The sequence below is a fragment of the Lysobacter xanthus genome, from assembly GCF_047159895.1.
The window spans coordinates 76,550-88,097 of the sequence record NZ_BAAGAB020000005.1 but is presented as its reverse complement, the minus strand read 5'-3'; the positions used below and the strand labels follow the sequence as shown (position 1 = coordinate 88,097).

Here is an 11,548-nt window from a genome sequence, read left to right as displayed (position 1 = left end):
GCTCGTAGCGGGTGAGCACACGCACCAGGCCGATCAGCGTGTCGAGCGCGGCGAGGTCGCCGCCTTCGAGGTCGGGCCAGCCGGCGACGTCGCCGACCATCGCGTCGCCGCCGGTCGCATGGCCGATGAGCAGCCGATCGAGCGCGAACTGCCAGGTGTAGAGCCCGTCGTCCGGCGCGCCGTGGCGCGCGCGGTGGCCGCCGTCGAGGCCCCAGCAGGCGCCTGCCGCCGCGAGCCAGTCGCGCAGGCGATCGAAGGACACCGTGTCGAGCCCGGCGTGCTGCGCGATCGCCGGCGTGGCGAGCAGGTCGAGCACCTCGTTGAGGCCGAGCCGCGACACCGGCAGCGCGAGCAGGCGCGAGAACACCTCGGCCAGCGGCTCGCTGGCGAGCGGGCTGGTGTCGGCGAGCGTGTAGGGAATGAAGCCGGCGCGGCCGTGCAGGCCGCCGAACACGGCCTCGACGTAGGGCACGTACGGATCGATGTCCGGGGCGAGCACCGCGATCTCGCGCGGCTGCAGCGGCGGGTCGAAGCGATCGTCCTCGAGCAGCGCGCGCAGCTGGTCGTGCAGCACCTGCACCTCGCGCAGGCGCGTCGGGCAGGCATGCACCTGCAGGCTCGGATCGAGCCGGTCGAGCGACTCGCGCCACGGCGCGGCCGGCGGCGCGCGGCGATGCAGCAGGTCGCGCTTGAGGCGACGCAGCAGCGTGGTGTCCGCCGCGCCGCGTTCCTCCGGATCGTCGTAGGCCGGCAGGTCGAACGCGGGATGCACGATCTCGTAGCCGCCGAGCACCGCCATGAAATCGCGGCCGGAGGCGCCCCAGGCCTGCAGCAGCGGATTGTCCTCGACGTCGAGCCCGTCGCCGAAGGCCTCGGCCTCGCCGAGCGCGAGCCGGTGCGGCAGCGTGCGCACGTCGCCCCAGTACGCCGCGACCGGCGAGGGGAGGTAGAAATGCAGCGTACCGGCGCGCGCGGCGGTGGCCAGCACGCGCAGCACGTCCGGCGAGACGTTCAGCGCGGCGAAGACGAACAGCCGCGGGGGCAGGCCCGCCGGCGTCCCGGCACCGTCGACGCCGAAGCGGTCGAGGTAATGCTGGATGCGGCGCGCGCGGTGCGGGCGGTCGCTGCCGAGCCGGCGCCACAGCGCCGCCTGCGGATCGCGCGGGGACCGCCCGGCATCCCAGGCGAGCATCCAGTCGCGGCGCCAGGCCTGGTACTTCTCGAAGGTGCCTGCCAGCTCGCCGGCCAGCGACCAGGCCTTGCGCGCATCGACCTCGTCGGTACCGGCGGCCAGGTAGCCGCGCAGCGGGCGCAGCACCGGCTCGCGCATCGCGCGCTCGTCGTTCAGCACGGCGAGCAGGCGCCAGCGCATCGCCTCGACGTCGAGGTCGTCGGCGCGGCCGTCGATGTTGGCGTCGAGCGCCTGCGCGACGAACTCGCCGGGGGTCAGGAAGACGATGTTGGCGGCGATGCCGTGCGCCTGCGCGAGGGTGGCCTGCAGCCAGCGGCGCATCGACGGCTGCGGGATGATCACGACGTCGGGCTCGAGAAGCCCCTGCCCAGCCGCGGGCGTCCGGAGCTCCTCGGCCATGAGCCCGGCGAGGATTTCCAGCGAATTCGAGTGGTACAGGCGGAAATCGGGGGCCGCGGCCATGCGCGCCATCTTGCCGCAGGACGTCGCAGCCGGTGCGACGTGCGGCTCATGCACTGCGGAGATCGGTCGTCTTCCACGCGGGAACGCCGCGATCGCGCGCGATCTCCCGGGGTCGCGAGATGGTTCAGCAAACCGCTGCGGCACCGCGACGCGGTCCGCGGATCGCACGAATGCGTTCCACCCGTCGCTGGCTCGCGCCCCGTGCGCCTGCGAGAATGCGCGCCTGCCCCTGTTCAGCCGCGCGCCCGCACTCTTCGCGCCGCCCCGTCGCGCGCCTGCGCGCCATCGAGCCCCATGACCGAGCCTTCGCCCATCGTCGCCCTGCACGGGCTGCGCCTCGCGCGCGGCCAGCGCACGATCCTGCACGACGTCGACCTCGTCGTGCGGCCGGGCGAGGTCGTCGCCGTGCTCGGTCCGTCGGGCTGCGGCAAGTCGACGCTGCTCGCCGCGTTGACCGGCGAACTGCCGCCGGCGGCGGGCACGATCGAGGTGCTCGGGCGTCCGATGCCGTCCGGTGGGCGCGCCCTGCTCGAACTGCGCCGCGGGATCGGGGTGATGCTGCAGGGCAATGGCCTGCTCACCGACCTCAGCGTCGCCGAGAACGTCGCACTGCCGCTGCGCACGCACACCGACCTGCCCGACGTCCTGATCCGCCGGCTGGTGGACATGAAGCTGCATGCCGTCGGCCTGCGCGCGGCGGCCGATGCCATGCCGCGCGAGCTGTCGGGCGGCATGGCGCGCCGCGTCGCGCTGGCGCGCGCGCTCGCGCTCGATCCGCCGCTGATGATCTACGACGAGCCGCTGACCGGCCTCGACCCGATCGCCTCGGGCGTCGTCATGTCGCTCGTGCGCCGCCTCAACGACACGCTGGGCCTGACGTCGATCGTGGTCAGCCACCACGTGCACGAGACGCTGCCGGTCGCCGACCGCGCGCTGGTCATTGCCGACGGCCGCATCGTGTTCGCGGGAACGCCGGCGGAACTGGAACGCTCGGAGGACGCCTTCGTGCAGCAGTTCCTGCGCGGCGCGCCCGACGGCCCGATCGCCTTCGATGCCGCGCCGCGCGCGGCGGGACCGGCCGCCTGATGTTCGCCTCCACGATCCGCACGCTCGGCCAGGCCGGGCTGTTCTCGTTGTCGGTGCTTCGCGCGAGCCGGCCGACCGCCGACTTCCTGCGCGAACTGGTGCGCGAGGTCTACAAGATCGGCGCGCGCTCGCTGCCGATCATCCTCGTCGGCGGCGCCTTCGTCGGCCTGTCGCTGACGCTGCTCGGCTACAAGGCGCTGGCGACCTACGGCGCGGCCAACCAGGTGAGTGCGCTGCTCGGCCTGGGCATGTACCGCGAGCTCGCGCCGGTGCTGACCGCACTGCTGTTCGTCGGCCGCGCCGGCAGTTCGATCGCCGCGGAGCTCGGCCTGATGCGCGCGACCGACCAGATCACCGCGCTGGGCCTGATGGGCATCGACCCGGTCGGCAAAGCGGTCGCGCCGCGCTTCTGGGCCGCGGTGCTCAGCGTGCCGCTGCTGACCGGCTTCTTCTGCGCGGCCGGCATCGTCGCCAGCTGGTTCGAAGCGGTGCACGTGATCGGGCTGGAGCCCGGTCCGTTCTGGCAGGTGATGCGCGATGCGGTCGACTTCCACGGCGATTTCCTCGTCGCGCTGGAGAAGTCGGTGGTGTTCGGCGCGCTGTCGGCGTGGGTCGCGGCGTTCGTCGGCTACCACGCCGAGCCGACCATCGAGGGCACCTCGCTCGCGACGACGCGCGCGGTGGTCAATGCCTCGCTGCTGGTGCTGATGTTCAATTTCGTGCTGTCGGCGCTGCTGTTCCGTTGATGCCCGTCCCTGCGTGGCGCCCGCACGTCCATGTGCGGATGCTTCACGAGAAAGCCCTTGAATCCGGCGCGATTCGCGCCACGTAACGGTCCTGGAATCCCAACGATGCGCAGTCCACGAATCGAATTCGCCGTCGGTGCCTTCCTGCTGCTCGCGCTGGCGACGCTGCTGGTGCTCGCCTTCGCCTCCACCAACGGCCGCTGGGGCGGCCATGGCGACAGCTATCCGATCAAGGCACGCTTCTCCAACATCGGCGCGCTGCGGCCGAACGCACCGGTGAAGATCGGCGGCGTGCTGGTGGGCGAGGTGGCGGACATTCAGCTCGACCCCGTTAAATACGATTCCGTCGTGACGCTCGCGATCCAGGGGAAGTTCAAGGACCTCCCGTCCGACACCGGCGCCGCCATCCTCACCAACGGCCTGCTCGGCGAGAGCTACGTCGGCCTGACCCCGGGCGGGGATCCGACACCGCTCAAGCCCGGCGACGAGCTCTACCTCACGCAACCGTCTGTCGACCTGATCCAGCTCGTCGGCAAATACATGTTCAGTGGCGCGGGCAAGCCCGCGGACGACGCCGGCACCGGCGCGACCGACACCGCCGCCCCCAAGGAGTGACCCGAATGAAGCGCATCGCCCTCGCCCTCGCCCTGTCCGCCGCGTTCGTCGCGCCGCTCGCCCTCGCCGCGCCCGCCGCCGCCCCCGGCGCGTCGCAGCAGCTCGGCACGCCGGGCCGCCTCGTGCTGGACAACAGCACCCGCGTGCTCGCCACGCTCGAGTCGCGCCGCGCCGAGTTCAGCAAGAACCGCACCGCGCTCAAGCAGTTCGTCTCCGGCGAATTCAACCAGATGTTCGACCGCGACTACGCGGCGCGGCTGGTGCTGGGCGCGCACGGCCGTGGCGCGTCCAACGCGGACGTCGCCAAGTTCGCCGACGCGCTGAGCGAGAACCTGATGCAGCGCTACGGCTCGTCGCTGCTCGACTTCAACACCCGCCTGACGGTGAAGGTGAAGTCCGAGACGGCGGTGGGCAACGGCAAGTTCACCAAGGTGTCCACGCAGATGCTGCGCCAGGGCGGCGAGCCGATCCCGGTCGACTACCTGATGCACCAGGTGGGCGGCCAGTGGAAGGTCTTCGACGTGATGGTCGAGGGCGTGAGCTTCGTGCAGACCTTCCGCAGCCAGTTCGACGGCCCGCTGTCGCGCGGCTCGATCGCCCAGGTGGCCACCGACCTCAAGGCCGGCAAGCTGCAGGCGCAGGCCCAGCGATGAGCGCCGCGCGCGTCCGCCTCGACGGCGACGTGCTGCGCATCGAGGGCCGCCTCGATCGCGCGGCCGTCGCCCCGCTCTGGCGCGCGCTGCAGCCGCTGCGCGCAGGGCTCGGCGCGGTCGACCTGACCGGCGTGGACGCGGTCGACAGCGCCGGCCTCGCGCTGCTTGCCGAACTCGCTGACGGCGGTCTGCGCATCGACGGCCGCCCGGCCGGTTTCGACGCGTTGCGCGGGGCGTATCGCCTCGATGCATCACTGGGTTTCGCCCGCTGACCGCGGGGCGCCGCGGCGCCCCGGGTACACTGCCCGCCATGATCCGTCGTGTCGCCATTGAAGGCGCCCGGGTGGCCCGCTCCGCGGCCCGCCCGCTCCTCGCGCTCGCCCTGACCGCCGCCGTGCCGGCGTGGGCTGAAGCACCCCCGACCGCGGTCTCCGCGCGGGCAGGCCAGCCGGCCGCGACGCCGCCGACGGATGCGCCGGCGAGCCCGCCGCAGGATGCGACGCCTCCGGAAAACGAGCCCGCGCCGACCGACCCCGCGTCCACGACCGACGCCACCGCGGCCGAGTCCGATTTCGACACCCTGTACGGCACGCCCGCGGGCACCGACGGCCCGGCTGCCGCGCCGGTCGGCGCCTACGATCCGTGGGAGCCCTACAACCGCCGCATGCACCGCTTCAACAATGCGGTGGACCGGCGCGTCGCCAAGCCGCTGGCCACCGTCTACGTGAAGGTGGTGCCGCGCCCGGTGCGCAGCGGCGTCGGCAACTTCTTCAGCAACCTCGGCCAGCCCGCCTCGGCGGTGAACGCACTGCTGCAGGGCCGGCCGAAGCAGGCCGCGCACTCGCTCGGGCGCTTCGTGGTCAATGCGACGCTCGGCATCGGCGGCATCTTCGATCCGGCCACCGACGCGAAGCTCGACAACCGCAACGAGGACTTCGGGCAGACGCTCGGCGTCTGGGGCTGGAAGCGCTCGCGCTACGTCGAGCTGCCGCTGTTCGGCCCCCGCACGCTGCGCGATGTGGTGGGCATCGCCGGCGACGCGCCGCTCTCGCCGCTGCGGCAGGTGCAGTCCGACCGCGTCCGCGCGCCGCTGCAGGGCCTGCAGCTGGTCGACCTGCGCGCCACGCTGATGTCCACCGACGCGCTGCGCGAGGGCGCGGACGACGATTACCGCCTCGTCCGCGATGCCTGGATGCAGCGCCGCGCCTACCAGATCGACGGCGACCGCACGGCCGACGACGGTATTCCGGATTACCTCAAGGACGATCCGGCGATGGTGCCCGTCGACGCGATGCCGGTGTCCGGCGACCACTGACGCCGCGACGGATCAACCGTCGCCCGGCACCAGCTGCAGCGTCTCGCCGTCGACGATCACCGCGATCTCCTCGAGCTCCGGCAGCAGCTCCTCCGACACCTTGCGCTTGCCGCGCGCGCCCAGCGCGACGAGGCGGCGCGCACGCGGGATCACCGCCTGCCGCGATTCGCTGAGCCGGTTGCGCGCGTCGAGGTAGGCCTTGCTCGCGTCCTCGAGCTTGTTGCCGACCTTGTCGAATTCGCCGAGGAAACTCGTCAGCGCATCGAGCAGCAGACCGCCGGCCTCGCCGATCTCGCGCGCCTGCTTCTGGATCCGGTCGCGCGTCCACAGCCGCTCGACCACGCGCAGCACCGCCATCAGCGTGTTCGGTGAGGCGAACACGACGCCCTTCTCGAACGCTTCGGTCTGGATCGCGCCGTCGAAACCGAGTGCCGCCGACAGGGCGCCTTCGATCGGCACGAAGGCGATGGTGACCTCGAGCGCGCTCTCGCCCATCAGCTTCGGGTAGTTGCGGTCGGCAAGGTCGCGCACGTGCTGGCGCAGGCCGACCGCATGGCGACGCATCGCATCGGTCTGCTGCTCGGGGGTGTCGGCGTTCATCGCCTCCTCCCACGCCACCAGGTTGACCTTGCTGTCGACCACCACGCAGCGATCGCGCGGCAGGCGCACCACGACGTCCGGCCGCAGCACGCGCCCCTCGTCGTCGCTGCCCTGCTTCTGGCGGTCGTAATGCGTGCCTTCCTCGAGCCCGGAGCCGCGCAGCACGTTCTCGAGCATCAGCTCGCCCCAGTCGCCGCGCACCTTGGCGTTGCCGCGCAGCGCCTTGGTGAGCGCCGCGGCCTGCGCGGCCATGTCCTGGTTGAGCGTGCGCAGTTCGTTCACCGCGCCGACCAGCGTCGCCCGCTCGCGCGCCTCGTCGCTGTAGACCGTGTCCACGCGCTGGCGGAACTGGTGCAGCTGTTCGGCGAACGGCTTGAGCAGCGTTTCGATGTCGGCCTTTGACTGCACGGTCGCGGTGCGCACGTTCTTCTCGAACTGCTCGCCGCGCTCGGCGAAGACCTTGCCCGCCATCTGCGCGAAGGCGTCGGAGAGCTTCGCCTGCGCCTCGTCGACGAACGTGCGCATCTCCGCATGCTGGCGGCCCGCATGCTCGAGATGCGCGGTCGCCTGCGCATGCTCCTCGCGCCAGCGCGCGACGTCCGCCTCGAGCGCCACGCTTCGCGCGCGGACCGCGTCCAGCTGGCGATTGCGGTCCTCGAGCTCGGCGACCGCAGCCGAGCGCGCCACGCGTTCTTCCTCGAGCGCGCCGCGGACGGCCTCGAACGATGCGCGAAGCCGCGCGCATTCGTCCTGCAGGCGCACGTGCGCCTCGGCGTCGGCACGCAGCGCGCCCAGCGCCTCGGCGTCGTCGCGGCCGCGCGCCTGCAGCGCGGCGAGGTCGGCGGCGAGCCGGTCGCGCTCGACCTGCAGGGCCGCCAGGCGCGGATCGGCCATGCGGCCCTGCAGCCGCATCAGGGCGAAGCCGACGAAGCCGAGCGCGAGCGCGGCGAGGGCAATGACGGCGAGGGCGAGCGGGGTCATGTCGGGCTCCGGCGGCCGGCTGCGGCGCCACAGTAGATCGGTTCGGGTCTCATCGGCTGAGACCACGGTTCACGCGGGTCTGCGACGCACCGCACCGAGCGGCCGTGGCGAGGACGCCGTCGCCCCGATTCTGACAGCATGCGCGGATGCTCTCCTTCGTCATCCCCGCGCACGACGAGGCGCCGCGCCTGCCGGCCACGGTGGCCACGCTGCACAAGGCGGCGCGCGCCTGCGGTGTCGACTACGAGGTCGTGGTGGTGGACGACGCCTCCACCGACGGCACCGGCGACGTCGCCGCGGCGCTGCGTGCGCGCGTGGTACGGGTCGAGCATCGCCACATCGCGGCGACCCGCAACGCCGGGGCGCGGTCGGCGGTGGGCGACGTGCTGGTCTTCGTCGATGCGGATACGCGCGTGCCCGCGGCGACGCTCGCCGCCGCGCTCGCGGCCCTGCGCGACGGGGCGGCGGGCGGTGGGGCGCGCGTGCGCTTCGAGGGCCGGCTGCGCTGGCGCGACCGCCCGGCCGTGGCGCTCGGCCTGGGGCTCGTGCGCATCGCCCGCATTGCGCCCGGCTGCTTCGTGTTCTGCACGCGCGGGGCGTTCGACGCGACCGGGGGTTTCGACGAGCGCTGGTATGCCGGCGAGGACGTCGCGATGAGCCGCGCGCTGGCGAAGGCCGGCCGTTTCGTGCTGCTGCGCGAGCACGTGCTCACGTCGGCGCGCAAGCTCGACACCTTCAGCCCGGCCGAGCACCTCGCCCTGATGCTCCGCGTCGCGCTGCGCGGCCGCCGCGTGCTGCGCTCGCGCGAGCACCTCGCACTCTGGTACGAGCGTCGCGAAAAGCGCTGACGCACGCAGTCGCGGCCCCGCGGCCTGCATCCGAAGCGACAGTACCCGCGTAAGGCCGACGACCTGCCCGACCACTCCACCGGGGAATTCCGCCGTGTCCGACGTGATCCGGATCGTCTACGTCAGCCGCTCCACGTTCCGGCCGCTGCCCCCCGAGCGCGGCATCGAGCCGAACGTCGGCCGCATCCTGATCCAGTCGCGCCGCAACAATGCGAGCCGCGGCCTCGTGGGCGCGCTGTATTTCGGCGACGGCTGTTTCTTCCAGTGCCTGGAGGGACGCGCCGACGAGGTCGATCGCCTCTACGCGACGCTGCTCGACGATCCGCGCCACACCGACCTGCGCGTGCTGTCGCGCCAACCGATCGAACGCACCGGCTTCGCGACGTGGTCGATGAAGTACGTGCCGCTCGACGCGCCGATGAAGGCGCTGCTGCGCGAGCGCGGCCTGGACACGTTCGATCCGTATCGCTTCGACGAGGGCGCGGTGGCCGCGGTGCTGCGACTGCTGCGCGAAGGCGGCGACGTCACCCCCGAAAGCCTGACGCCGATCGGGGGCCGCCCGGCGGAGGACGCGATCGCACGGCAGGCCCTGCGCACCGCGCGATGGGCCCTGGCGTCCGGCGCTCTGGCGCTGCTGGTCGCCGCCTATGCGGCGGCCGCGGGCTGATCGACCCGCGTCAGTCGAGCACGCGGCAGAACACGGCCTTCAAGTAACGCGATTCCGGCACGCTCGCCAGGACCGGATGGTCCGCGCCGGCGCCCGAGGTGCGCAGCACCTGCACCGTACGACCGGCGTAGTAGGCGGCGCGACGGAGCATGTCCTGGAACTGCTCCTCGCTGACGAGCCCCGTGCACGAGAACGTCGCCAGCAGCCCACCGGGCTTCACGACGCCGAGCGCGAGCTTGTTCATGTCGAGGTACTTCTTCAGGGCCGGGATCACCTGCTCGCGGTCGCGCGTCATCTTCGCGGGGTCGAGGATCACCACGTCGTACTGCTCGCCGCGGTTCGCCGCATCGCGCAGCCACGGGAAGATGTCGGCCTGGATGAAGCGGATGCGCTGGTCGTTGAGCTTGGCGTTGGCCTTGGCGATCGACAGCACGTCGTCGTCGATGTCGATGCCGGTGACCTCGCTCGCGCCGCGCACCGCGGCATAGACGCCGAAGCCGCCGGTGTTGCAGCACAGGTCCAGCACGGTCTTGCCCGGCACGAGCCGGCTCAGCCACTCGCGGTTCTCGCGCTGGTCGGCGAAGAAACCGGTCTTGTGCGCGCCCGAGGGATCGGCGCGGAAGCGGATGCCGTTCTCGGTGATGATCGACGGCTCGACCCTGGACTGCACGCGGTAGTCGAAGCTCTCCTGCTTCTGCACGTGCTCGTCGGCGAAGCTGAAGAACCGGCAGCCCGGGAACTGCTCGGAGAGCGCGGCGTAGATCCACTCGCGATGGCGGAACATGCCGGCCGAGAAGAACTCGACGACGATCAGGTCGGCATAGCGGTCGACGACGAGGCCGGAGAGGCCGTCGCCCTCGCTGTGCACCACGCGCCAGGCATCGCTGACCTCGTCGAGCTTGAGCAGGTCGCGACGCAGCGAGACCGCGGCGGCGATCTTGTGGCGGAACCAGTCGGCGTCCACGGCGACGTCGGGATCGGTCTCGAGGATCCGCACCGCGATGCGCGAGTGGCCGTTGTAGAAGCCCCGGCCGATCCACAGCCCATCCACGCCGACCACGTCGACGATCGTGCCCGGCTTGGGGCGCTGCTCGGGCTTCTCGACGAGGCGCTGGAAGATCCACGGATGCGTGGAGTTCCACGCGTTCTTGAGGCGTACGAGGGGCAGGGCGTTCATCCGCCCATTGTAGGTGTCATGCGCCGGTCATCCTGAGCGGTTACCATCCGCCGCTGAAGGGGAGTAGCTCCCAGCGTCCGGATCGTCATTACGAGCCTCACGGCTCCGGTCCGACGGCAGCCCAAGCGGCTGTGAGCGAGACCTTCGCCCGTCCGGGGCGAAGGTGCGTCCTTTCCGAGCGCTCAGTCCCGGGTTTCCATGACCTCGCGGAGCCTCATCCGATGGACACCATCGCCTCGCCCCTGATGTGGGCCGCCTTCGGCGGCCTCGTCATCCTCGCCCTGCTCGCCGACCTGGTGCTGATGCGCCACGGCGGTGCCCATCGCGTCACCGTCAAGGAAGCCCTCGGCTGGAGCATCGGCTGGGTCGCCGTCGCGCTCGCCTTCGGCGGCTGGCTGTGGTGGTACGTCACGCAGACGTCCGGCCCCGCCGAGGGCCAGCGCATCGGCCTGGAATACCTGACCGGCTACCTGATCGAGAAGTCGCTCGCGGTCGACAACATCTTCGTCTTCCTGATGCTGTTCACCTACTTCGCGGTGCCCGAGCAGCAGCGACAGAAGGTGCTGGTGCTGGGCGTGCTCGGCGCGATCATGCTGCGCGGCGTGATGATCTTCGCCGGCAGCCTGCTGCTCGCGAAGTTCCACTGGATCCTCTACGTCTTCGGCATCTTCCTGCTGCTCACCGGCGTCAAGATGCTGCTCGCCGCGGGCAAGGAGCCCGACCTCGAGGCCAATCCGGTGCTGAAGTGGATGCGCGGGCACCTCGCACTCACCGACGGCTACCGCGGCGACGCCTTCGTGGTGCGCGAAGGCGGCCTGCGCCGCTACACGCCGCTGTTCGTGGTGATGGTGCTGATCGGCATCACCGACGTGATCTTCGCGGTCGACTCGATCCCGGCGATCTTCGCGATCACCAAGGATCCGTTCGTGGTGCTGACGTCGAACGTCTTCGCGGTGCTCGGCCTGCGCGCGATGTTCTTCCTGCTGGCGGGCATGGCCGACCGCTTCCACCTGCTGCCCTACGGCCTCGCGATCGTGCTGATGTTCATCGGCGGCAAGATGCTGGCGATCGACCTGGTGAAGATCCCGGTGCTGGTCTCGCTGGGCGTGGTCGCGGCGATCATCGCGGCGACGGTCGTGCTGTCGCTGCTGCGGCCACAGCGTTCCACCCACGCGGCCTGACCCGGCGCGCCGCCGGCCTTGCATT

Annotated in this window: 12 protein-coding genes; 9 read left to right on the top strand and 3 right to left on the bottom strand. The window is 71.6% G+C overall.

Going from position 1 to position 11,548, the window contains the following annotated elements; genetic code table 11:
• A partial coding sequence (locus tag ACY35P_RS03485; protein WP_462114441.1) for an exodeoxyribonuclease V subunit gamma occupies window positions 1–1,654 on the bottom strand: 1,654 nt, incomplete at its 3' end.
• 294 nt (window positions 1,655–1,948) lie between these two features.
• Between ACY35P_RS03485 and ACY35P_RS03480 the strand changes: the two genes are divergently transcribed.
• The 6 genes from ACY35P_RS03480 to ACY35P_RS03455 all read left to right on the top strand — a co-directional run bounded on the left by ACY35P_RS03480 (window position 1,949) and on the right by ACY35P_RS03455 (window position 6,069).
• Complete coding sequence (locus ACY35P_RS03480; protein ID WP_462114434.1) at window positions 1,949–2,740, top strand: ABC transporter ATP-binding protein; 792 nt, start codon at window positions 1,949–1,951, stop codon at window positions 2,738–2,740.
• Window positions 2,737–3,486 carry an MlaE family lipid ABC transporter permease subunit gene (locus ACY35P_RS03475; RefSeq protein WP_462114440.1) on the top strand — a complete coding sequence of 250 codons (750 nt, stop codon included), beginning with the start codon at window positions 2,737–2,739 and terminating at the stop codon, window positions 3,484–3,486. Before ACY35P_RS03480 ends, ACY35P_RS03475 begins: the two co-directional genes overlap by 4 nt.
• Before the next feature lie 105 nt (window positions 3,487–3,591).
• Window positions 3,592–4,101 carry an outer membrane lipid asymmetry maintenance protein MlaD gene (gene mlaD, locus ACY35P_RS03470; RefSeq protein ID WP_462114433.1) on the top strand — a complete coding sequence of 170 codons (510 nt, stop codon included), beginning with the start codon at window positions 3,592–3,594 and terminating at the stop codon, window positions 4,099–4,101.
• A 5-nt stretch (window positions 4,102–4,106) separates the two neighbouring features.
• The gene (locus tag ACY35P_RS03465) at window positions 4,107–4,754 is read left to right on the top strand and encodes an MlaC/ttg2D family ABC transporter substrate-binding protein (RefSeq protein ID WP_462114432.1); all 648 of its coding nucleotides are present in this window, start codon (window positions 4,107–4,109) and stop codon (window positions 4,752–4,754) included.
• Entirely contained in the window at window positions 4,751–5,026 is a 276-nt protein-coding gene (locus tag ACY35P_RS03460; protein ID WP_462114431.1) for an STAS domain-containing protein, read from the top strand. The genes ACY35P_RS03465 and ACY35P_RS03460 overlap by 4 nt, the downstream gene beginning before the upstream one ends.
• Before the next feature lie 38 nt (window positions 5,027–5,064).
• Window positions 5,065–6,069, top strand: coding sequence for an MlaA family lipoprotein (locus ACY35P_RS03455; RefSeq protein WP_462114430.1), 1,005 nt, complete (start codon window positions 5,065–5,067; stop codon window positions 6,067–6,069).
• A 12-nt stretch (window positions 6,070–6,081) separates the two neighbouring features.
• On the opposite strand, the gene ACY35P_RS03450 is transcribed toward ACY35P_RS03455, so the two are convergent.
• Window positions 6,082–7,650: a DNA recombination protein RmuC gene (locus ACY35P_RS03450; protein WP_462114429.1), complete on the bottom strand. Its 1,569-nt coding sequence runs from the start codon at window positions 7,648–7,650 to the stop codon at window positions 6,082–6,084.
• 146 nt (window positions 7,651–7,796) lie between these two features.
• Between ACY35P_RS03450 and ACY35P_RS03445 the strand changes: the two genes are divergently transcribed.
• Entirely contained in the window at window positions 7,797–8,498 is a 702-nt protein-coding gene (locus tag ACY35P_RS03445) for a glycosyltransferase (RefSeq protein WP_462114428.1), read from the top strand.
• Between the two features lie 94 nt (window positions 8,499–8,592).
• Entirely contained in the window at window positions 8,593–9,165 is a 573-nt protein-coding gene (locus ACY35P_RS03440; RefSeq protein ID WP_462114427.1) for a BLUF domain-containing protein, read from the top strand.
• A 10-nt stretch (window positions 9,166–9,175) separates the two neighbouring features.
• On the opposite strand, the gene ACY35P_RS03435 is transcribed toward ACY35P_RS03440, so the two are convergent.
• Window positions 9,176–10,342 carry a class I SAM-dependent rRNA methyltransferase gene (locus ACY35P_RS03435; RefSeq protein ID WP_462114426.1) on the bottom strand — a complete coding sequence of 389 codons (1,167 nt, stop codon included), beginning with the start codon at window positions 10,340–10,342 and terminating at the stop codon, window positions 9,176–9,178.
• Between the two features lie 221 nt (window positions 10,343–10,563).
• On the opposite strand from ACY35P_RS03435, the gene ACY35P_RS03430 reads away from it, so the two are divergent.
• Window positions 10,564–11,523: a TerC family protein gene (locus ACY35P_RS03430; RefSeq protein ID WP_462114425.1), complete on the top strand. Its 960-nt coding sequence runs from the start codon at window positions 10,564–10,566 to the stop codon at window positions 11,521–11,523.
• Window positions 11,524–11,548 lie beyond the last annotated feature (25 nt).